At 74.2% G+C, this 24,003-nt stretch carries 9 protein-coding genes; all 9 read left to right on the forward strand.

Translation table 11 applies throughout. The features are described 5' to 3' along the window. Positions 1-45: 45 nt before the first annotated feature. The 9 genes from FGW37_RS32685 (at position 46) to FGW37_RS32725 (ending at position 23,797) form a co-directional block, all read left to right on the forward strand. The gene (locus FGW37_RS32685; protein WP_179084382.1) at positions 46-10,116 is read left to right on the forward strand and encodes a type I polyketide synthase; all 10,071 of its coding nucleotides are present in this window, start codon (positions 46-48) and stop codon (positions 10,114-10,116) included. 58 nt (positions 10,117-10,174) lie between these two features. After that, positions 10,175-11,431: a crotonyl-CoA carboxylase/reductase gene (gene ccrA, locus FGW37_RS32690; protein WP_179084383.1), complete on the forward strand. Its 1,257-nt coding sequence runs from the start codon at positions 10,175-10,177 to the stop codon at positions 11,429-11,431. A gap of 59 nt (positions 11,432-11,490) precedes the next feature. Next, complete coding sequence (locus FGW37_RS32695) at positions 11,491-12,687, forward strand: cytochrome P450 (RefSeq protein ID WP_179084384.1); 1,197 nt, start codon at positions 11,491-11,493, stop codon at positions 12,685-12,687. A gap of 152 nt (positions 12,688-12,839) precedes the next feature. Next, positions 12,840-14,054: a cytochrome P450 gene (locus FGW37_RS32700; RefSeq protein ID WP_179084385.1), complete on the forward strand. Its 1,215-nt coding sequence runs from the start codon at positions 12,840-12,842 to the stop codon at positions 14,052-14,054. An 11-nt stretch (positions 14,055-14,065) separates the two neighbouring features. Beyond that, positions 14,066-14,260: a ferredoxin gene (locus FGW37_RS32705; protein WP_179084386.1), complete on the forward strand. Its 195-nt coding sequence runs from the start codon at positions 14,066-14,068 to the stop codon at positions 14,258-14,260. Positions 14,261-14,643: 383 nt separating this feature from the next. Further along, complete coding sequence (locus FGW37_RS32710) at positions 14,644-15,300, forward strand: LuxR C-terminal-related transcriptional regulator (protein ID WP_425506626.1); 657 nt, start codon at positions 14,644-14,646, stop codon at positions 15,298-15,300. A gap of 207 nt (positions 15,301-15,507) precedes the next feature. Further along, positions 15,508-18,315: a helix-turn-helix transcriptional regulator gene (locus FGW37_RS32715; protein WP_179084387.1), complete on the forward strand. Its 2,808-nt coding sequence runs from the start codon at positions 15,508-15,510 to the stop codon at positions 18,313-18,315. 14 nt (positions 18,316-18,329) lie between these two features. Then, complete coding sequence (locus tag FGW37_RS32720) at positions 18,330-21,059, forward strand: AAA family ATPase (RefSeq protein ID WP_179084388.1); 2,730 nt, start codon at positions 18,330-18,332, stop codon at positions 21,057-21,059. Further along, the gene (locus FGW37_RS32725; protein WP_179084389.1) at positions 21,056-23,797 is read left to right on the forward strand and encodes an ATP-binding protein; all 2,742 of its coding nucleotides are present in this window, start codon (positions 21,056-21,058) and stop codon (positions 23,795-23,797) included. Before FGW37_RS32720 ends, FGW37_RS32725 begins: the two co-directional genes overlap by 4 nt. Positions 23,798-24,003: the final 206 nt, after the last annotated feature.

Raw genomic sequence — 24,003 nt, forward strand, 5'->3', positions numbered from 1 at the left:
TCTTGGCGCTCTACCTTTAACGACAGCCGAGGACGGATGGGGCGGATGAGCAGCAACGAAGACAGGCTCCTCGAGTATCTCAAGCGCGTCACCGGAGACCTGCGCCAGGTCCGGGAGCGCCTTCGCGAGGCCGAGGAGAAGGACCAGGAACCCGTCGCGATCGTCGGGATGGCGTGCCGGTACCCCGGTGGGGTGCGTTCGCCGGAGGATTTGTGGGACCTGGTGGTCTCGGGTGGTGACGCGGTCGGGGAGTTCCCGGCGGACCGCGGGTGGGACGTGGAGGGGATCTACGACCCGGACCCGGACGCCTCCGGCAAGACGTATACGCGGCGTGGTGGATTCCTGTACGAGGCGGGGGAGTTCGATCCGGCCTTCTTCGGGATCTCGCCGCGTGAGGCCGTGGCGATGGATCCGCAGCAGCGGTTGCTGCTGGAGACGACGTGGGAGACGTTCGAGCGGGCGGGTATCGACGCGGAGTCGGTGCGGGGGAGCCGTACCGGAGTCTTCGTCGGCTCCGGCTACCAGGACTACGTCAACCTCCTGCTCGGGGTGGCGGGCGGATCCGACGGCCACCTGGGGACCGGCAACTCCGCCAGCGTGATGTCCGGCCGCATCGCCTACACCTTCGGCCTGGAGGGCCCGGCGGTCACCGTCGACACGGCGTGTTCGTCGTCACTGGTGGCCCTGCACTGGGCGATCCAGGCGCTGCGCAGCGGCGAGTGCTCCATGGCACTGGCCGGCGGTGTGCAGGTGATGACCACACCCACCCCCTTCGTGGAGTTCAGCCGTCAGCGCGGGCTGGCGGCGGACGGGCGGTGCAAGGCGTTCGGCGCCGGTGCCGACGGCACCGGCTGGGCCGAGGGTGTCGGCATGATTCTGGTGGAGCGGCTGTCCGACGCGCGCCGCAACGGGCACAAGGTGCTGGCCGTGGTGCGGGGCAGCGCCGTCAACCAGGACGGTGCGTCCAACGGCCTGACGGCGCCGAACGGCCCGGCGCAGCAGCGCGTCATCCGGCAGGCCCTGGCCTCCGCCGGGCTGTCTCCCGCCCAGGTCGACGCGGTGGAAGCGCACGGCACGGGGACGACGCTCGGTGACCCGATCGAGGCGCAGGCGCTGCTCGCGACGTACGGTCAGGAGCGGGCGGAGGGGCAGCCGTTGTGGCTGGGCTCGCTGAAGTCCAACATCGGCCACGCCCAGGCCGCGGCCGGTGTCGGCGGCATCATCAAGATGGTCATGGCGATGCGCCACGGCATCCTCCCGCGGACGCTGCACGTCGACGAGCCGACGCCGCACGTGGACTGGTCGGCCGGTGACGTCCGGCTGCTGACCGAGGCCGTCGAGTGGCCCGAGACGGACCACCCGCGCCGCGCCGCCGTGTCGTCCTTCGGTGTCAGTGGCACCAACGCCCACACCATCATCGAACAGGCCCCCGCCCTCGACCAGGAGACCCCAGGGTCTCCTGCCGACGGCCCCCTGGCGTGGATGCTCTCCGCCAAGAGCGATGCCGCGCTGCAGGCCCAGGCGGCCCGGCTGCTGCCCGTTGTGCGCGGCGAAGTCCGGTCGGCTGACGTCGGGCTGTCGCTGGCCACGACCCGCGCGGCCCTGCGCCACAGGGCCGCGGTCGTGGGGGAGAGCCACGAGGAACTCCTCTTCGGACTGGAGGACTTGGCCGCCGGGACCCCCTCGTCCCGTGTGCTGCTGGGGCGCCCGGCCGGCGGCAAGACCGGATTCCTCTTCTCCGGACAGGGCTCGCAGCGCCTCGGCATGGGGCGTGAGCTGTACAAGGCGTTCCCCGTCTTCGCCGCGGCCTACGACGAGGTGTGCGCACGCCTGGACGCTCCGGTCGACGTCGATGCGGAAACGCTTCACCGGACCGGGTGCACCCAGCCGGCTCTCTTCGCTGTTGAGGTGGCGCTGTTCCGCCTCCTCGAATCGTGGGGCATCCGGCCCGACTACGTGGCCGGTCACTCCGTAGGCGAGATCGCGGCCGCGCACGTGGCCGGAGTGCTGTCGCTCGATGACGCGGCGACGCTGGTCTCCGCCCGTGCCCGTCTGATGCAGGCCCTGCCCACTGGCGGAGCGATGGTGGCGGTCCAGGCGACCGAGGACGAGGTGCTGCCGCATCTGACCGACGACGTCAGTATCGCCGCGGTCAACAGCCCCTCGTCGCTGGTGATTTCCGGTGGCGAGAAGGAGACCCTGGCGATCGCCGCGGCCTTCGCCGAGCAGGGCCGCAAGACATCGCGGCTGAAGGTCAGCCACGCCTTCCACTCGCCGCTGATGGACCCGATGCTCGAGGAGTTCGCGCAGGCCGTGCGCGGGCTGACGTTCCAGGAGCCGCAGCTTCCCGTCGTCTCCAACCTCACGGGGCAGCTCGTCGAGGCCTATACGGCCGAGTACTGGGTCCGTCACGTCCGCGATGCCGTCCGCTTCGCCGACGGCATCCGTACCCTCCACGACCTGGGTGTGAAGACGTTCGTCGAGATCGGCCCCGGCGGGGTCCTGAGCGGCATGGCGCAGACCTGCCTGGACGAGGCCGTCACCGTGCCCGTCCTGCGCGCCGACCGCCCCGAGCGGCAGGCCCTCGTCACGGCCCTGGCTCACCTGCACACCCACGGTGTCGCGGTGGACTGGAGCGCCTTCTTCTCCGGCGCGCGGACGGTCGAGCTGCCGACGTACGCGTTCGAGCACGAGCGGTACTGGGTGGAGACGCCGGAGCCGGTCGCCGCCGCGACGGTGGCGGATCCGGTGGACGCGGAGTTCTGGGAGACCGTGGAGCGCGAGGACCTGCAGGCCCTCGCCGCGACCCTGGACGTCGCTCCCGAGGACGCGTTCGGCGACGTGCTGCCGCGGCTGTCGTCGTGGCGGCGGCAGCGCAAGGAGCAGTCCGCCACCGAGACCTGGCGGTACCGCGAGACGTGGAAGCGTCTCGGCGAGACCGCTCCTTCCGGCCCCGGAGGCACCTGGCTGCTTGCCGTGCCGGAGGAGGAGAACGCGCAGATCGCCGCGGTCCGCACCGCGCTCGCGGCCCGCGGCGCCGTCCTGAAGACCCTGGTCGTCGGTGCCGCCGGTGACCGCGCCGGGCTGGCCGGGGAACTGGCCGGGCACGGGCCGGTCGACGGCGTGCTGTCGCTGCTCCTCACCGGTGACCCCGTGCTGCCCACCCTGCTTCTCGTCCAGGCCCTGGGCGACGCCGGCGTCGACGCCCCGCTGTGGTGCCTGACCTCGGGCGCGGTGGCCGTGAGCGGTTCCGACACCGTGCGCGACGCCCGGCACACCCAGGTCTGGGGCATGGGCCGCACGTCCGCCCTGGAGCTGCCCCGGCGCTGGGGCGGTCTGATCGACCTGCCGGAGACCGTCGACGACCAGGCCGCCGCACGCCTCGCCGACGTGCTGGCACAGGCGCTGACGGGCCGTTGGGAGGAGGACCAGCTCGCCGTCCGCACCTCCGGCGTGTTCGCCCGGCGCCTCGCCCACGCCCCTGCCCGCCCGGCCGGTCGCCACTGGCGGCCCCGGGGCACCGTCCTGATCACCGGTGGTACGGGCGCGCTGGGCGGCCACGTCGCCCGCTGGCTGGCGCGCGGCGGCGCCGAGCACCTCGTCCTCACCAGCCGCCGGGGCGCGGACGCCCCGGGCGCCGGCACCCTGCGGGCCGAACTGGAGGCCCTCGGCGCCCGCGTGACGCTCGCCGCGTGCGACGTATCCGACCGCGACGCCGTGGCGGCCCTGCTCGCCGCACACCCCGTCACCGCCGTCTTCCACACCGCCGGAGTGGCCGACGCCGGCATGGTGGACACCACCACCCCGGCCGCCTTCGCCACCGCGCTCGCCGCCAAGGCGGGCGGCGCGGCCCACCTCGACGAGCTGCTGGGCGATCAGGAGCTCGACGCCTTCGTCCTCTTCTCCTCCATCTCCGGCGTCTGGGGCAGCGGCGGCCAGGCCGCCTACGCGGCCGGCAACGCCTTCCTGGACGGGCTCGCGCGCCGGCGCCGTGACCGCGGCCTCACCGCGACCGCCGTCTCCTGGGGCCCCTGGGCCGACGGCGGCATGGTCGAGGACGGGGACGACGAGGAGCGGCTGCGCCGCCGAGGGCTGTGCGCGATGACCCCCGCATCGGCGATCAACGCCCTGCAGTATGCCCTCGACCGCGACGAGACCACGGTGACCGTGGCCGACGTGGACTGGTCGCGCTTCATCGTGCCGTTCACCCTCGGCCGCCCCAGCCCCCTGCTCGGCGACCTCCCCGAGGTGCGCGCCACGCTCGCCGAAGAGGACGCCCCCGAGGCGGACCGCGGCTCCGGCGCGCTCGCCGAGAGCCTGGCCGGGCTGTCGCACGACGACCGCGCACGCACCCTCGTGGACCTCGTGCGCACGCACGCCGCCGCCGTCCTCGGCCACCGCGGAGCGGGCGCCGTCGAGGCCGGCCGGCCCTTCCGGGACCTCGGCTTCGACTCCCTGACCGCGGTGGAACTCCGCAACCGGATCAACGAGGCGACCGGCCTCGCCCTGCCCACGACCCTCGTCTTCGACCACCCGACGGCCGCGGACCTCGCCGCCCACCTCCTCTCCGAACTCACCGGCGGGCAGGACGCGCAGGCAACGGCCCCGGTGGCCGTGGCCGCGGTGCTCGACGAGCCGATCGCCATCATCGGGATGGCCTGCCGCTACCCCGGCGGGGTGCGCTCGCCCGAGGACCTGTGGGAGCTCGTCTCCTCCGGCCGCGACGCGATCTCCCGCTTCCCCGCCAACCGCGGCTGGGACGTCGAGGCGCTCTACCACCCCGACCCCGACCATCCCGGAACCACCTACACCACCCAGGGCGGATTCCTGCACGACGCGGACGAGTTCGACCCCGCCGTCTTCGGGATCAGCCCGCGCGAGGCCGTCGCCATGGACCCGCAGCAGCGCCTGCTGCTGGAGACCGCCTGGGAGGCCTTCGAACGCGCCGGGATCGCCCCCCACACCGTGCGCTCCACCGCCACCGGCGTGTTCGTCGGCTCCGGCTACCAGGACTACACCGCCCGCCCGCTCAAGGTGCCCGACGGCGTCGAGGGCTACCTCCCCAGCGGCAACGCGGCCAGCGTGATCACCGGGCGCCTCTCCTACACCTTCGGCCTGCAGGGCCCGTCGGTCACCGTCGACACCGCGTGCTCGTCCTCGCTGACCGCCCTGCACCTCGCCGTGCAGGCGCTGCGCAACGGCGAGTGCTCGATGGCCCTGGCGGGTGGCGTGATGGTGATGGCCGGCCCGTCCGCGTTCACGATGTCGAGCCGGCAGCGCGCGCTGTCCGCCGACGGCCGCTGCAAGGCGTTCTCCTCGTCCGCCGACGGCACCGGCTTCGCCGAGGGCGCGGGCCTGATCCTGGTCGAGCGCCTGTCCGACGCGCGCCGCAACGGGCACGAGGTCCTGGCCGTCGTCCGGGGCAGTGCCGTCAACCAGGACGGCGCCTCCAACGGCCTGACCGCGCCCAGCGGCAAGGCCCAGCAGCAGGTCATCCGGCAGGCACTGGCCAACGCCCGGCTGGCTCCGGGCGAGGTGGACGCCGTGGAAGCCCACGGCACCGGCACCCGGCTCGGCGACCCGATCGAGGCGCAGGCGCTGCTCGCGACGTACGGTCAGGAGCGGCCGGAGGGGCAGCCGCTGTGGCTGGGCTCGCTGAAGTCCAACGTCGGTCACACGCAGGCCGCCGCGGGCGTCGGCGGCGTCATCAAGATGGTGATGGCCCTCCGCAACGGCGTCCTGCCGCAGACGCTGCACGTCGACGAGCCGACCCCGGACGTCGACTGGTCCGGGGGGACCGTACGCCTGCTCACCGAGCAGACCGCCTGGCCCGACCGGGGCAGGCCGCGGCGTGCCGCCGTCTCCTCGTTCGGCATGAGCGGCACCAACGTCCACACCATCATCGAGCAGGCTCCGGAGACCGGGCCCGCCGAGGACGAGCAGGCCCCCGGGGCGCAGGACGCCACCACGGCCCTGCCCGGGGACGTGGTCCCGTGGGCGCTGTCCGCGAAGTCCGCGCGGTCCCTGCGCGAGCAGGCACGCCGGCTGCTGAACCACCTCGACCGCACCGAAGGGCTCTCCCTGCCCGGCGTCGGCCGCGCCCTCGTCACCACGCGGACGCAGCTGGAGCAGCGGGCCGTGGTCGTCGGCCGCGACCGGCACGAGCTGCGGGCCGGGCTCGCGGCGCTCGCCGACGGCGAGCCCGCCGACTCCGTGGTGCAGGGCACGGCCGCGGCCTCCGGCAAGGTCGCCTTCGTCTTCCCCGGCCACGGCTCGCAGTGGACGGAGATGGCCCGGGACCTGCTGGAGAGCTCCCCGGTCTTCGCCGAGCAGGCGCAGGCCTGCGCCGAGGCGTTCGCCCCCTACACCGGCTTCCCGCTGCTCGACGTCCTGCGCGCCGAGCCGGGCGCGCCGGGTCTGGAGGAGGTGGAGGTCGCCCAGCCCGCGCTGTTCACGGTGATGGTGTCGCTGGCCGCCCTGTGGCGCTCCTACGGGGTGACGCCCGCTGCCGTCATCGGTCACTCGCAGGGCGAGGTCGCCGCCGCGTACGTCGCGGGGGCACTGACGCTGGACGACGCGGCCCGGATCGTCGCCCTGCGCAGCCGCACGCTGACCAAGCTGATCGGCAAGGGCGCGATGCTCGCGGTCGCCCTGCCCGCCGACGAGGTCCGTGCACGGCTGGAGAAGTACGGGGACCGGCTGTCGGTCGCCGCCGTCAACGGGCCCGCCGCCCTGACCGTCACCGGGGAGCCCGGTGCGGTCGACGACCTCCTGGCGGAGCTCCAGGGCGAGGGCGTGCGCGTGCGCAAGGTCCGCGGCGCCACCGGCGCCGGGCACTCCGCCCAGGTCGAGGCCCTGCGCCCCGAACTGATGGAGCTGCTGGCCCCGGTCGCACCGCGCGCCGCGGACGTCCCCTTCTACTCCACGGTGACCGGCACGGTGCTGGACACCACCGCCCTGGACGCCGACTACTGGTACCGCAACGCCCGGCGCACGGTGGAGTTCGAGCGGACCGTGCGGACACTGCTGGACGACGGGCACGGGGTGTTCGTCGAGTGCAGCCCGCACCCGCTGCTCGCCGGCGCCGTGCAGGAGATCGCGGAGGAGGCCGGTGCCGACGCCGTGACCGGTGCCTCGCTGCGCAGGGACCAGGGCGGCATGGACCGCTTCCTGCGCTCCGTATCCGAACTGCACGTGAACGGCGTGCACGTGGACTGGACGGTCCCCTTCGCCGGGTGTCCCGCACGGCGCGTGGACCTGCCGACGTACGCCTTCCAGCGGCAGCGGTACTGGCTGGAGGGCGCCGACCCGGTGCTCGCGGGTGCCGATCCGGTCGAGGCCCGGTTCTGGGAACTGGTGGAGGACGCGGACCTGCCCGGGCTCGCCGGTGAGCTCGGGGCGGACGACGCCGCCCTCGTCGGCCCGGCGCTGCCGGTGCTCTCCTCGTGGCGCCGGCGCAGCCGCGAGAAGTCCACGGTGGACGGCTGGCGCTACCGCGTCTCCTTCCGGCAGCTGACCGACCACCCGGAGCCCGACCTCGACGGCCTGTGGCTCGCCGTGCTCCCCGCCGGACTGGCGGACGAGGAGTGGGCCCCCTGCGTCGTCGGCGTGCTCGGCGCCCACGGCGCCAAGGTGCGGGTCGTCGAACTCCCCGTCGACTGCGACCGCACGGACGCCGCGCACCGGCTCGCCGAGGAACTCGGCGGCGAACGGCCCGCCGGCGTCCTGTCGATGCTCGGCCTCGCCCCCGGCCTCCACCCGGCCCACCCGACGCTGTCCGCGGGCCTCGCCGCGACCGTCACCCTGCTGCAGGCGCTGGGCGACCTGGACGTCCGGGCACCGCTGTGGTGCGCGACCAGCGGCGCCGTGTCCACCGGGCCCGGCGACCCCCTGCGCGACGCCGGCCAGGCACAGCTCTGGGGCCTGGGCGTCGTCGCCGCGCTGGAACTGCCCCGGCGCTGGGGCGGCCTCGTCGACCTGCCCGAGGAACTGGACGAGCACGCGCTGCGCCGCCTGGCCGGAGCGCTCGCCCAGCACGGCGAGGACCAGCTCGCCGTCCGCGCCGACGGCGTGTTCGGCCGGCGCATGGTCCGCGCGCGGCCCGCCGGCGCGGAGCCGGCCAAGCCGTGGCAGCCCCGCGGCACCGTCCTGGTCACCGGCGGAACCGGCGGCGTGGGCCGCCACCTCGCCCGCTGGCTGGCCGGCGCAGGCGCACAGCACCTGGTGCTCACCAGCAGGAGCGGGCCCGGCGCCCCCGGTGCGCAGGAGCTGCACGCGGAGCTCACCGCCCTGGGCGCCGAGGTCACCATCGCCGCCTGTGACATCGCCGACCGCGACGCGGTCGCCCGGCTGCTCGCCGGCATCGAGTCCCGGCACCCGCTCACCGCGGTGCTGCACGCCGCAGGCACGGCACGGTCGTCGCTGCTGGCCGACGCCGGCCTCGAGGAGTTCGCCGAGGCCGCGGCCTCCAAGGTCACCGGCGCCGTCCACCTCGACGAGCTGCTCGACGGCCGCGAGCTGGACGCGTTCGTCCTCTTCGCCTCCGGCGCCGGCGTCTGGGGCAGTGGCGGACAGGCCTCCTACGCCGCTGCCAACGCCTTCCTCGACGCCCTGGCACTGCGCCGGCGGGCCCGCGGCCTGACCGCGACCTCCGTCGCCTGGGGCGGCTGGGCCGGCGGCGGCATGGTCGACGACGCGGTCCGGGAGCGCGGCGAGAAGCGGGGCCTGGGCTTCATGGCCCCCGAGCTCGCGATCTCCGCCCTGCACCAGGCCGTCGAGCACGACGAGGCGGCCCTGACCGTCGCCCCGATCGACTGGGAGACGTTCCTGCCCGCCTTCACCGTCGGACGGCCCAGCCCGCTGCTGGCCGACCTGCCGGACGTCCAGCGGCTCCTGGAAGCGGAGCAGGCGGCCGACGAGGAGAGCGGCGCCGGAGGGGAGCTGGCGACCGAGCTGGCCGGACTCGCACCGGCCGAGCAGGAGGAGCGGCTGCTGGAGCACGTCCGCTCCCAGAGCGCCGTGGTCCTCGGCCACGCGTCGGCCGAGGACGTACTGCCCACCGCGCAGTTCCTGGAGCTCGGCTTCGACTCGCTCACCGCGATCGACCTGCGCCGGCGCCTGTCCGCGGCGACCGGCCTCAAGCTGCCCGCCGGACTGGCCTTCGACCACCCCACGCCCGCCAGGCTCGCCAAGCACCTGCTGACGCAGCTCCAGGGCGCCGGCCGCGGCGCCGCGGAGGAGCGGCCCGCCGACATGCTGGTGCAGCTCTACCAGCACGCCAGCGAGAACGGGACGGCCGCCGAGGCCATGGGGATGCTGATGGAGGCGTCCCGCTTCCGGCCCTCCTTCGAGCAGCCCGGGGAACTGGACCGGCGGCCCGACCCCGTACGGTTCTCGCACGGCGACCGCCCCCTCGCCCTGATGTGCTTCTCGCCCTACGTCGTACCGGCCGGGGCGCACCAGTACGCGCGGTTCGCCGCACCCTTCCGCGACCGGCTGGACCTGTGGGCACTGACCCACCCCGGCTACGAGAAGGGCGAGCCCGTCCCCTCCGACGTGGACGCCGTGCTCCGGCTGCACGCGCAGACCGTGCTGGAGTGCGCCGGCGGCAAGCCGGTCGTCCTGCTCGGCTACTCCTCGGGCGGCTGGATCGCCCACGGCGTGGCGGCGCACCTGGAGGCCCTGGGCGAGCACCCGGCCGCCGTGGTGATGGTCGACAGCTTCAGCCGGGAGATCCCCTTCGACCGCCACGTGCTCAACGCCATGGCCCAAGCACAGTCGCAGCGCCTGGACTTCATGAGGTCCGGAGGCGAGCAGCTCACCGCGATGGGCCGCTACATGCGCCTGTTCGACGACTGGGCCGCGCCGCGGATCGCCGCGCCGACCCTGCTCGTCCGGGCGAGCGAGCCCATGCCCTCCGGCGCCACCGCGGACGGCGGCGACGGACGCGCGGCACCGCCCGAGCACGTGGACACGATCGTCGAAGTGGCCGGAAACCACTACTCGATGATGGAGGACCACGCCGCCACCACCGCCGCGGCGGTGGAGTCCTGGCTGGCGGACGTCGCCACCGATCCGTCCACCCCCGCCCTGCCCCCGGACGCAACGACCGCATGACCCGGCCCGCGAACCCCGCGAGCACCCCAGACCGGACAGACCATATGTGGAGAGAGACATGACGAAGGCGCTCTACGAGATCGGTGAGGTCCCGCCGCTCGGTGAGGTCCCGCCGCAGATGTACGCCTCGGTGATCCGCCAGGACCGCTTCGGCGAGCCCAAGCAGGCGTTCCGCACCGAGGTCGTCGACACCCCCGCGGTGGGCCGGGGCCAGGTGCTGGTCTACGTGATGGCCGCCGGCATCAACTACAACAACGTGTGGTCCTCGCTGGGTCAGCCGGTCGACGTCATCGGGATGCGGCAGCGCCAGGGTCAGCCCGAGGACTTCCACATCGGCGGCTCGGAGGCCTCCGGCGTGGTGTGGGCCGTCGGCGAAGGCGTCCGCTCCGTCAAGGTAGGCGACCACGTGCTGCTCACCAGCGGCCAGTGGGACGAGACCGCCGAGGACATCCGGATGGGCACGGACCCCCTGGTCTCGGAGAGCATCAAGGCCTGGGGGTACGAGACCAACTACGGCTCCTTCGCGCAGTTCTGCCGCGTCGACGAGTACCAGTGCCACCCCAAGCCCGCCCACCTGTCGTGGGAGCAGTCGGCGGCCTTCCTGCTCACCGGGCCCACCGCCTACCGGCAGCTGTTCGGCTGGCAGGGCAACACGGTCCGCCCCGGCGACCCCGTCCTGATCTGGGGCGGTGCCGGCGGCCTCGGCTCGATGGCCATTCAGCTCGTCCGGATGGCCGGCGGCATCCCGATCGCCGTGGTCTCCGACGAGGACCGCGCCGCCTACTGCCGCCGCCTCGGGGCCGAGGGCACCATCAACCGCCGCGAGTTCGACCACTGGGGCCGGCTGCCCGACACCGGGGACGCCGAGGCCTCGGCGCGGTTCCTGCGCGGCGCCCGCGGGGTGGGCAAGAAGGTCTGGGAGATCCTCGGCGAGCGCAAGTCCCCGCGGATCGTACTGGAGCACAGCGGCCAGGACACCCTGCCGACCTCGATGTACCTGTGCGACAACGCCGGCATGGTGGTCATCTGCGGCGGCACCTCCGGCTACAACGGCGACGTCGACCTGCGCCACCTGTGGATGCGCTCCAAGCGCCTCCAGGGCTCCCACTACGCCGGCACCCGCGAGTGCCGCGAGGTCATCAACCTGGTGGGCGCCGGCCTGATCGACCCCTGCCTGTCCGCCTGCGAGGGGTTCGAGGACATCGGGCGCATGCACCAGATGATGCACGACAACGTGCACCCCTCCGGGAACATGGCCGCCCTCGTGAACGCACCCCGGCGCGGCGAGACGACCCTCGAACTCCCCGCCGCCTGACCGTCCCCACCGCACGAGCCCCTCGCAGCCCCCTCCCACCAGCAAGCGCAAGGAGAGTCATGTCCGAGCCCACCGCCGCGCCCGCCGTCCCCAAGGCCCGCAGCTGCCCGTTCCTGCCGCCGGACGGCATCGCCGACGTCCGGGAGGCCGCCCCGGTGACCCGGGCCACCTTCACCAGCGGCCAGGAGGCGTGGCTGGTGACCGGCTACGAGCAGGTCCGCGCCCTGCTGCGTGACCCCTCGTTCAGCGTCCGGGTACCCCACGCGCTGCACACCCGGGACGGCGTCGTCACCCAGAAGCCCGGCCGCGGCAGCCTGCTGTGGCAGGACGAGCCGGACCACACCGCCGACCGCAAGCTGCTCGCCAAGGAGTTCACCGTCCGGCGCATGCAGGCGCTGCGGCCGAACATCCAGCGCATCGTCGACGAGCACCTCGACGCCATCGAGGCGCAGGGCGGCCCGGTCGACCTGGTGAAGACCTTCGCCAACCCGGTGCCGTCCATGGTGATCTCCGACCTGTTCGGCGTTCCGGCCGAGCGGCGGGCGGAGTTCCAGGAGATCGCCGAGGCGATGATGCGGGTCGACCAGGACGCCGCCGCCACCGAGGCCGCCGGCATGCGGCTCGGCGGGCTGCTCTACCAGCTCGTCCAGGAGCGGCGCGCCGCCCCCGGGGACGACTTGATCTCGGCGCTCATCACCACCGAGGACCCCGACGGCGTCGTCGACGACATGTTCCTGATGAACGCGGCCGGCACCCTGCTGATCGCGGCACACGACACCACCGCGTGCATGATCGGCCTCGGCGCGGCGCTGCTCCTCGACCGCCCCGACCAGCTGGCCCTGCTGCGCGAGGACCCGTCACTGATCGGCAACGCGGTCGAGGAGCTGCTGCGCTACCTGACCATCGGCCAGTTCGGCGGCGAGCGCGTCGCCACCCGGGACGTGGAGCTCGGCGGCGTGCGCATCGCCGAGGGCGAGCAGGTCGTCGCGCACGTCCTGGCCGCCGACTTCGACCCCGCCTTCGTCGAGGACCCGGGTCGCTTCGACATCACCCGTCGCCCCGCCCCGCACCTGGCCTTCGGCTTCGGCGCCCACCAGTGCATAGGCCAGCAGCTCGCCCGGATCGAGCTGCAGATCGTCTTCGAGACCCTCTTCCGCCGCTTCCCGACCCTGCGCCTGGCCAAGCCCGTGGAGGAGCTCCGCTTCCGCACCGACATGGTCTTCTACGGCGTGCACGAGCTCCCCGTCACGTGGTGACCCCGTCGGTCCAGTGAATCCTCGGTAATTACCTGCCAGGGTCCGGGCATGAACGAGGCGTTGACCGGACTGCGAAAGGCTTTGCCGACGGACTGAATTTACTCGCCAGTAAAAACGAATGATGGCTCCGCTGATCGTTTGAAAGGCACGACATGACCGAGACCGATATCCGCTCCACCGCCTCACCGGACCTCGCCTTCCCCCAGGACCGGACCTGCCCGTATCAGCCGCCGAAGGCCTACGCGGACGGGCGGGGGCAGGGCCCGCTGTCGCGGGTGGAGCTGTTCGACGGCCGCCCGGCGTGGATGGTGACGGGGCACGCCGAAGGACGTGCGCTGCTCGCCGACCCCCGGCTGTCCTCCGACTGGGGCCACCCGGTCTTCCCCGTCGTCGTCCAGCGCACCGAGGACCGTGGCGGGCTCGCGTTCCCGCTGATCGGCGTCGACGACCCCCTGCACGCCCGCCAGCGGCGCATGCTGATACCCAGCTTCGGCGTCAAGCGCATGGCCGCGCTGCGCCCGATGATCCAGAATCTCGTCGACCGGCTGCTGGACGACATGCTGGCGAAGGGGCCGACCGCGGACCTGGTGTCGGCCTTCGCCCTGCCCGTGCCCTCGATGGCCATCTGTGAGCTGCTCGGAGTCCCGTACGGCGACCACGACTTCTTCGAGGAGCGCTCCCGCGACTTCGTGGGCGCCGCGACGTCGTCGGAGGCCGACGCTGCCTTCGGTGCCCTGTACGCCTACCTGCACGGTCTGGTCGAGAAGAAGCAGGCCGATCCCGGCGACGGCCTGCTGGACGAGCTGATCGCGCGGCAGCTCGAAGAGGGCGCGCTGGACCACAACGAGGTCGTCATGATCGCGCTGGTCCTGCTGGTGGCCGGCCACGAGACCACCGTCAACGCGATCGCGCTCGGCGCCCTCACGCTCCTCGAACACCCCGAGCAGCTCGACGCGTTGCGCAACGACCCCGGCCTGCTCTCCGGAACGGTCGAGGAACTGCTGCGGTTCACCTCCGTATCGGACTACATGGTCCGGATGGCCAAGGAGGACATCGAGGTCGGCGGCGAGACCATCAAGGCCGGGGACGCCGTGGTGGTCTCCATCTCGCTGATGAACCGCGACGCCAAGGCGTACGAGGACCCCGACCGCCTCGACGTCCGGCGCAACGCCCGGCACCACGTCGGCTTCGGCCACGGCATCCACCAGTGCCTCGGGCAGAACCTCGCGCGTGCCGAGCTCGAAATCGCCCTGGGCACGCTCTTCACCCGCATCCCCGGCCTGCGGCTGGCCGTACCCGTCGGCGAGGTGCCCATCAAGGCCGGCCATGACGCCCAGGGCCCGGTCGAGCTCCCCGTGACCTGGTGAGGGCCGGGGCCATGCGTATCACCATCGACCGCGACCGGTGCATCGGCTCGGGCCAGTGCGTCATGACCGCGCCCGGCGTCTTCACCCAGGACGACGACGCGGTGGTCGCCCTGCTCCCGGGCCACGAGGACGGGGCGGGCGACCCGCGCGTGCGCGACGTCCCGATGGCCTGTCCGGTCCAGGCGGTCACGATCTCCGGCGACTGAGCCGGGGAGCGGCGCAGCCGTGGGGCCCGTGACCGTGCGAACGGTTGCGGGCCCCATGCGCATAATGACCGACGGGTTTTTACCGGCATGTAATCGCCGGGCAATAATCCGCGCATGCCGAGTGAAAGAGAGCATCAAGCGTGGCGCAAAAGCCGGGGGTGCTGGCGTGACTTCGACCGTACCGAACCCCCGCAGCGACAGCGGCCCGGGTACCGAACCATGGCCGCGGAGCCGCAGCTTTAGGACGGCCCTGCCGGGCGGTCGTTGACCACCGGTCTCGCTGCTCACTAGCCTCCAATTGATTTCACTCTCTACGAAATTTTCTGAAAGGGAATGCTCCCTTGTCGAATGCAGCCCCTACCGCCATTGATCCGGCCCGCTCCGTGGCTCACGACACGCCGTTCGGCAGCCGGGGACGGTACGCGGACGCGCACCAGCAGCCCGACCACCCGGGCCTGTGCATGGCGAGCCTCGATAGGGCCCTGACCATCCAGCAGGCGAATCAGGAGTTCTTCCGGCAGTTCAACGGCTCGTCCGAGGAGATATGCGGCCGCAGCTTCCGCGACGTGGTGCACCCGAGCGTCCGGCAGCCGCTGATGCGCCGGTTCTCCCACCTGCTGGAGGGCAAGCACCAGCGCTTCGTCACCCCCGTCATCGCCGTGGGCCCCGGTGAGGAGCCCCCCTTCACCGTCCCCCTCACCGCGGTCGCGGTGCGCGGCGGACTGCCCGGCACGACCGCGATCCTGGTCATGATGCCCACGACCCGGGACGCCGAAGAGACGCGCGTGGTCACCAACCGGAAGAAGATCCTCTCCGAGATGGACGCCCGCATCCTCGAGGGCATCGCCGCCGGCGTCTCCACCGTCCCCCTGGCCTCGCGCCTCTATCTGAGCCGGCAGGGCGTCGAGTACCACGTCACCTGCCTGCTGCGGAAGTTGAAGGTTCCCAACCGTGCCGCGCTGGTCTCCCGCGCGTACTCCATGGGCGTGCTCAAGGTCGGCACGTGGCCGCCCGAGGTCGTGGAGGACTTCGTGAAGTGACCGGGCACGCCTCCCCGCCTCCGCTCCGCCGACCAGCGGCAAATCGGCCACAATGTCCGCGTTCTGACTCAAAGGTGGGTGGAACTCTTCCATCCCGTTTCTTAGTGTCGTGTCGATTGGATCATGCAAAACCGGCTCCCGCGAGGGCCGGCTGCCGACGCGCCGGCCGTCGTGCGAGGTCGCGTCAGGCTTCATGAAAGGAACGCTTTGGCGGTCAGTACCGAGGCACGTCACGAGTCATTCCAGGATCTGGTCGGCCGCTCCGCCGAACTGAACAGTGTGCTGCGGCAGGCCGGCCGGGCCGGGGCGGGGGCCGCGCAGGCCCTGCTGGTGCGGGGCCCGGCCGGAATCGGCAGAAGCAGCCTGCTGGCCGCCGCCGCCACCCGCCTGCGAGGCGACGGCTTCACCGTGCGCACCGTCCGCGGCGGTTCGGCACCCGGCCGGGTCGTCGACGCGCTGACCGGCCCCGCCGAGCCCGCGGCGACGGGCCTCTCCGCGCCCTCACCCGACCTGTACGCGAACTGCCTCCGGTTCTACGGCCAAGTCCGCCGACTGCTGGCCGACGGCCCGCTCGCCATCGTCCTCGACGATGCCCAGTGGTGTGACGAAACGTCTCTGCGCTGCCTCGGCTTCGTCCTGCGCAGAGCCGCCGCACAACCCCTTCTCGTCCTCCTCGCCCAGCGCACGGAGAGCGACGGCCCCGGCACGGCCGCCCTCGCCGAACTGCTGGCCCAGGACCGCTGCACACTGCTGGAGCTGGGGCCGATGAGCGAGTCCGGCACCGGCCGGATGACGGGCCGGGTGCTGGGCGGCCCCGTGGACCCGCTCTTCGCCCGGCGCTGCGCGGAGATCTGCGGCGGCAACCCGCAGCTGCTCGGGCGGCTGCTCGCCGGGCTGCGCACGGCCGGGATCCGCCCCGACCGCGGCGGCCTGCGCCGGCTGCGCACGGTCTACCGCGGCATCCTCGCCTCGCTGATCCCGGACTTCCTGGCCGTCCAGCCCCGCCCCGTACAGCAGGTGGCCACGGCCCTGGCCGTCCTCGGCCGTGCCGAGCCGGACCTGCTGGGCGCACTGTCGGGCGCCCCGGCCCGGCATGTGGAGACCGCCCTCGGCGTGCTGCGCCGGTTCGAGGCCGTCGCCCCCGCAGGCCGCGGCCCGGTGATGCGCGAACCCCTCCGCCGGACCGTCCTGGCAGGCCTGCCGGCCGGCACCTTGCACGACCTGCGTGCCCGGGCGGCCCGGCTGCTCAACGACGCCGGACGACCCGCGGCCGAGGTCGTCGGCCAACTCGTCTTCCTGGACCGCATCGACGAACCATGGATGCTCGCCGTGCTCCGCGATGCCATCGCCGAGTCACCCGGCCGGGCCGCCACCAAGGACGTGGTCGCCTGCCTGCGGCGCGCCCTGGCGGCACAGCTCACGGTTGCCGAACGCAAGGACGTCCACAGGGAACTGGCGCGAGCCTGCGCCCCCACGGCACCCGCCTCTGCGCTGCGGCACCTGCACCAGGCCCTCGCCGCCGCCCCGGACGCCCGGGAGAAGGCCGCCATCGCCGTGGACTACGGCCTCTCGGCCGCCGGCACCAGCCAGGCGGCCCACGCGGCGCGCACCCTCGGAGACGTCCTGGACGCCCTTGACAGCCGCCTGGGCACCGACCTCGGGCCCGCCGACCGTGAACTGCGCACCACCGTCGCCTCGGCTCTCCTGTTCACCGCCCTCAACGACACGACGGCCATGTCCGCCGCCCGCGAACGCGCCCTCACCTGGGCGCTTCCGCACGGCGACAGCCCCGCCGAGCGCCAGCTGCTGGCCGCCACGAGCGTCATGGCCTGCCTGGAGGGCAGGCCGGCCGGTGAGGTGGCCGCCCTCGCCCGCCGGGCGATACGGGTCGAGGACGCGGCCCCCGCCGCCGGCTGGTGGGTCCTCGGCCCCTCCACCGTGCTCGGTCTGGCGGACGCCGTCGACGATGCGCTGGCCGGCATGGAGCGCCTCTGCGCCGGCGGCCTCGCCCGCCACGGCGCGAGGGTACGGGTCCCGGCGCTGGCCGGCCGCTCCGTCGCCCTCCACGACGCCGGAGACATCGCCGGCGCCCTGCGGCAGGCGCAGGCCGCCCTCGTACTGGCCGAGCGGGACGGGCAGGGCGGTCCCGTGCCCATGGCCCACATCGCCCTCGGCAGCGCCCTGGTCTCCGCGGGCCGGAGCGCCGAGGCATGCGTCGTGCTGGACCGCCTCGTACGCACCGACGTCGCGCTCGAGCGCCGCCTGTTCGAGTGGCACCACTACCTCTACGCCCGGGGACGGGCGCTGCGCGAACAGGGCGACCTGGAAGGCGCCCTGGCGGTGTGGCGACGGTGCGGCCGCAGCCTGGAGGCAGCAGGCGTGGCCAACCCGCTCCTGGCCCCCTGGTGGCTGCCCGCCGCCACCACCCTCGCCCGCCTCGGCCGGGCCGCCGAGGCCGCAGAGGTCGTCGAGCAGGCCCAGCCGGGCATCCGGCGCTGGGGCACCTCCCGCGCCCTCGGCCTCGGCCTGCTCGCCGCGGCCTGCGTCGCCGAGGGCCGGACCCGGCTGCGGCTGCTCGGCGACTCGGTGGACGCCCTGACCGCCTCCCCGGCCCGCCTGGAGCTCTGCAAAGCCGAATTCCAGCTCGGCCGTGAACTGCTGCGCCACGGTGACACCGACGGCGCCCGCCGTCACCTGCGCCGCGTCATCGAAAGGGCCACCCACTGCGGATACCACCTGCTCGCCGGCATCGCGCGCAGACTACTGGTCACCGCGGGCGGACGGATGCCGCAGCTCGCCGCCAGCCCCCTCGACTCCCTCACCGGCGGCGAGCGCCGCGTGGCCGCCCTGGCCCGCGACGGAGCGAGCAACAAGAAGATCGCCGAGACCTTGTTCATCACCACCCGGACCGTGGAAATGCATCTGACCAACGTCTACCGCAAGCTCGGCGTACGGGGCCGCACCGAGCTCCCCGGCGGCCTGCGCACCGCCGGACTGCAGGCGACGGGCCGGTGACCGGGAGAACGGCCATGTCAGCCACCACCCCGCCGCCCGCCTTCCGTACACCCGGCGACGCCCCGGACACGCCCTCACCCCTCGCCGGCCGCGAAGAAGAAGAGGCCCTCCTCTCCACCGCGCTGCAGCACCTGCGCCGGGGCCGGCCCGTTCTCGCCGAGGTGCACGGACCGCCCGGCACCGGCCGCAGCGCCCTGCTGGAGCGCGCGGTCGCCCTGGCCGGGCAGGCCGGCATCCGGGTCGCCGCCGCCCAGGCCTGCCCGGAGGAGTCCGGCCTGCCCTACAGCCTCGCCGCCGAACTGCACCGGGCCCTGGCGCGCAGCGGCCACGCCGCGGCTCCGCCGCCGCACGAGCGCCCGGGCGAGCCGGAACGGGCCTCCCTGTGCCGTGCCTTCCTCGCCGCATCCCGCACCGAGCCGCTGCTCCTCGTCGCCGACGACCTCCAGTACGCCGACCAGGCCTCCCTGCGCTGGCTGCAGGCGCTCGGCCGCCGCCTCGCGGGCACCTCCCTGATGCTGCTCACCTCCCGCTGCGACGTCGTCCCCGCCGGACCTGACGACCGCATCGAAGCATGCCCGCTGGACGGCGAGGACACCGTCGCCCGGCACACCCTCGCCCTGGGCCCGCTGCCGGACACCGTCGTCAGCCACCTCCTCGCCCGGGCCTGGGACACCCCGGCCGACCCCGCCTTCCTGGAAGCGGCGGCGCGCGCCGCCGGCGGAAACCCCGCCCTGCTGCATGCGGTCACCAGCCGGTTCGCACGCCACGGGTGGCGGCCGACCGCCTCTCACCTGCCCCATCTCGCCGACTGTGCTGCGGAGGCCGTCCGCCGGCGCACCCGGCACACCCTGGATCTGCTGCCCGAAGAACTCCGTGCCGTTCTGCACGTCATCGCGGCCGCCGGGCCCGACTGCACCCGACCCATGATCACCGCCCTCACCGGGGTGCACGCGCCCCGCGCCCTCGCCCGGCTCTCCGGAACCGGCCTGCTCCTTCCCGGCGACCGGCCCGCGTTCCGGCACCCGGCGGCGGCCGAGGCCGTCCTGGCCGGCCTGAGCGTCGACAGCAGGGAGGAACTCCACTCCCGCACCGCCGCATGGGCGTACCGGACCGCCGCCCCCGACAGCGCGGTGGCCCGCATGCTGCTGGGCGCGCGGCCCACCGGAGCCGACTGGGCCGTCAGCCTCCTGCGTGGGGAGGCCGCCCGCCGGCGCCTCGCCGGCCGAACGGCCGACGCCGCCCGGCTGCTCCGGCGCGCCCTGCGCGAACCGGCCCCGCCCGCGCAACGCGTCCCCCTCCTGACCGAACTCGCGGCCGCCGTCCTGCCCTCCGACCCGGAGACGGCCGACCGGCACCTGCGCCAGGCCCTGCTCACCCCCGCCGACACCACCGCCGCACCCGCCTGGGTGCGCGCCGCCGAACTCCTGGTGGCCCGCGGCGACATGGCCGCCGCCCAGCCGCTGATCGCCCTGGCGGCCGGGCGCGCCGCACCGGACGGCGACGACGCCGGCGCCCTGCGCGCCCTGTACTGGCTCGCCGAACAGAGCGAGCCGGAAGCCGCCCGCGAGCTGGACCATCCTCCGGTCCCGCCGCTGCCCCCGCAGCCCGCCGGAGCAGCGGAGGCCGCAGCCGCGGCCTGGCGCACCGCCTTGCGCGGCCACGACATCGGCCTCGCCCGCCGTCTGGCCCGCACGGCCCTCGCCCCGGCCGCCCGCCGCACCGTACCGCTCCTCCTGCAGGTGACCGCCTGCCATGTACTGGTACTCAGCGGCGACCATGACGAGGCCTGCACCGCCCTCGACTCCGTGCTCGTACACGCCCGGCACGCGGACGTGCCCGCGGTGGCCGGCCTGGCCCTGCTCGTCACCGGCCTCGCCGAACTGGGCCGCGGACGGCCCGACGCCGCCTCGGACGCGCTGGACCGGGCCCGGGAAGCCATGCTCAGCAACTGCCGGACCCCGTTCCTCACCCCGGGGCTGATCGCCCTCGGAGCCCTGGTGCGGCTCGAACAGGGCGAGGCGGACGAAGCCGAACGGCTCCTCGCCCGGGCACACCCGTACGGCACGGCGGCCGGACTGGCCGGAGCCCTCCTGTTCTACGCCCGGGGCCGGATGCACCTGGCCCGCGGCCACCGGGAGCGGGCCCTGGCCGATCTGCTGGAGTGCGGGCGCAGCCTGCTCGCCCGGCAGGTGACCAACCCCGCGTTCCTGCCCTGGCGCTGGGTCGCCGCCTCGGCCTGCGGCACACCCGCGGACGACTCCGTGGCCGCCGGCCTCCTCGCCGAGGAACAGCACCTGGCACGAGCCTGGGGCGTCCCCGGGGCCCGGCCCGGCTCCGCGGCGGACGGGGGAGGGGGGCCGCCCGCGGGCGTCGGCACCGCAACACCGGCCGACCGGAGCACACCAAGCTCCTCCCCGCGCGCCGCCGCGTCCGCCGGCCACCGCAACCGGGCCCGCGGTGGCGGACCGCCCGCCGCGCCCGCGGAGGACCGGCGTGCGCAGGACCGGCGGCTCCCGCCCCGGACCACCCCCGCACCGGCGCCCCGGCAGGAACTGACCGGCGCCGAACTGCGGGTGGCCGCGCTGGCCGCCGGCGGCCTGCCCAACCGGGCCATCGCGTCCCGGCTGTCGGTCACCCCGCGCACCGTCGAACTCCACCTGACCAAGACCTACCGCAAGCTGGGCATCCAGGGCCGGCCCGAACTGGCCGCCGCACTGGGGCACCAACCGAAGGCGACATCATGACACCGCTTCGCGGACGCCAACGCGAACTCGACCTCATCACCGCGGCGATGGACTCCGCCCACCGGGGCGACGGCCGCCTCCTGGCCCTGACCGGCGGCATCGGCATCGGCAAGACCGCCCTGCTGCGACGGCTGCCTGCACTCGCCGGACGGCGCGGCCTGCGCGCCCTGACCGCCGGCTGCGTCCCGCAGGAGCAGGACTTCCCCTTCGGCGTCGTGAGCCAGCTCCTCGACCCGCTCCCGGGCTGCCGGGCCCTCGAACTCGTCCCCGGCCCGGACCGGTTCACCGAACTCCTCTCCTTCGTTGCCGAGTACAGCGCGGACAAGCCCCTCCTGATCCTCGTGGACGACCTCCAGTGGGCCGACCCTCCCTCCTTGCGCTGGCTCGGCGCGCTCGCCAAACGGCTGCCGGACCTGCGCGCCACCATGGTCGTCGGCGTGCGGGAAGGCGGGCCCGGCGCCGACGCGCCACCGGTGCAGGCCCTCACCGAACGCGCCACCCCCTTCCTCCACCTGGCCCCGCTGCCCGTGGAGACCGTCGAGGCCCTCGTCGCCGACCACCTGGGCCACCCCGGCACCCCCGAGCAGATCGCCGCCTGCCACGAGGCATCGGGCGGCAACCCCTTGTTCCTCACCGCGGCCCTGGCCGCCCTCGCCTCGGACGAACCGCCCCCCGGGCACCCCTCCGCCGTGCCCGCGACCCGGCTCGTCGCGCTGCGCGAACGCCTCACCGTCGCCCTGCGCTCCCAGCCGGCACCGGTACGCCGGCTCGCCAGGGCACTGGCGGTCCTCGACGAGGACGCCGGCCTCGAACTGGCCGGCCACCTCGCGGAGCTCGACACCGCCGGCAGTGAGGAGGCCGCGAGATCCCTGCGCCGCCTCGGCCTGCTGACCGACGGGCCCGCACCGCGCTTCGCCCACCCCTCCGTACGGGAGGCCGCCGAGGAATCGATGACACCCGCGGAACACGAGGACATCAACCTGCGAGCCGCGCAACTGCTGCACAGCAGCGGTCACTCGGCGGAACGTGCGGCCGCCCGGCTTCTCGCCGTCACCTCGTGCCACGAAGGCTGGACCGTCGAACTACTGCGGTCCGCCGCAACCGCCGCACGACGGCGCGGAGCCCCCCAGGAAGCGGCCCGCTACCTGCGCCGGGCCCTGCTCGGCAGCTCGCCGTCCGGCGCCGACCGGGCAGCCCTGCTGCTCGACCTGGAAGCCTCGGAGCGCGACACCGACCCGCAAGCCGCCCTGCGGCACCTCTCCCAGGCCCTCCTCCTGCTCCCCACCCCCGCCGGGCGCGCGCTCGCCGCCGCCCGCACCCCTCCCTTCCTGCTCGGCAGCTGCCCCCCGCCGGTCATCGACACCGTCGCCAAGGTGGCCGCCGACCTGGGCGACCCGGACCGCCTCACCGGCATCGAACGCCAGGCCGCTCTACGGCTCGAGGCCCGTCTGCGTCATATCGCCGTGGCCGGACCGGGCGAGATCGGACGCTGTGCGGAACGGTTGCGCGCCCTGGGCAGCATGCCTCCGGTACACACCGCCGCCGAGCGCGAACTGGTCACCGTACTCCTGCACGGCGCCACCGTGACCCAGCAGATGTCCGCCGCCGACGTCGCTTTCCAGGCCGACCGCGTCCTCCAGCACGAACCCGCGGCCCCCTCCCACGTCCACACCGCACTGCCGCACCTGTGCGGCGTCCTGGTGGCCGCGGAATCGCTGGAGGCCATCGGACCCTGGCTGGTGATCGCGCGCGAACGCGCCCGCCGGGACGGCGCTCCCGTCCCCCGGGCGGTGATCGCCACCGAACTCGCCCACCTGCAGCTGGCCCGGGGACGCCTGCAGGAGGCCAGGGCCCACGCCGAGGAAGCCCTCGAACTCGGCATGACGGAGTGGGCGACACTGTCCGCCATGGCCGCCCTGGTCATGGTCACCGTCCACAGCCGGGACACCAGGCTGGCCCGGCGGCTGCTCTCCCACCACCGCGAGAACGCCGACCACGACTTCCGGCCCTCCCCCCTCCAGCTCCTCAGAGGCTCCATCGCGGCCGCCGAGGGCAAGGCGGCCACGGCCCTGGAGTACATCCTCGACTGGGGTCGCTCGGCGGAACGCGCCGAATGGCGCAACCCCGCCCTCGTCCCCTGGCGCACCTGGGCGGCCGGGCTGCAGCACCGGCTGGGCCGGACCCAGCGGGCCCTCGACCTCGCCGACGAGGAGTACGCACGGGCCGTGGCCTGGGGCACCCCCGTCGCCATGGGCCGCGCCCAGCGGGTCAGGGGCGCGGCCACGGCGGGGGAGCGGGGCATCGAGCTGCTGCGCGAATCCGCCGCCATCCTGGGGGGCTCCGTGAACACCATGGAGGCAGCCCGCACCGAACTGCTCCTCGGCCGGAGGCTGCTGGCAGCCGGCCGGCACGCCGAGGGCGAGGTCCGGCTGCGCCGGGCCCGCGACCAGGCCCTCGCCTGCGGCGTGCCGTGGATCGCCGAACGGGCCTCCCGGGAACTCGCCGACCCGGCCGGCTCCCGTACCCCGGCGGTGGTGGCGGCGCTCACCCGCTCCGAACGCAGGGTCGCCGGGCTCGCCGCCCACGGAGTGCCCAACAAGGACATCGCCGAACGGCTCGAGGTGAGCTCACGCGCCGTGGAGAAACACCTGACCAGCGCCTACCGCAAGCTCGGCATCGCCGGACGGTCCGAACTGGCTGCGTTCTCCCTCCTGCTACCCGGCCCGGCGGACGACTGACCGGGCGCCCGGGCACCGGTGAGCCCATGGCCGAGCGGCGCCCGCGCGCCCGGGCGCAGCCCGTACCGAACCGAAGCTTTCCTACCCCGGGTAACCGAACCTCCGGGCCCGGCACCCACAGGGTTAGCGCGGGCCCGTCAGGATTTCGTTGACACTCGCCGAGCGGCCTCCATAGCGTCCAGTCCGTGGTGCTCCGGGAGACTCAC

It is taken from the genome of Streptomyces rectiverticillatus (assembly GCF_013394065.1).
Classification (GTDB): Bacteria; Actinomycetota; Actinomycetes; order Streptomycetales; family Streptomycetaceae; genus Streptomyces; species Streptomyces rectiverticillatus.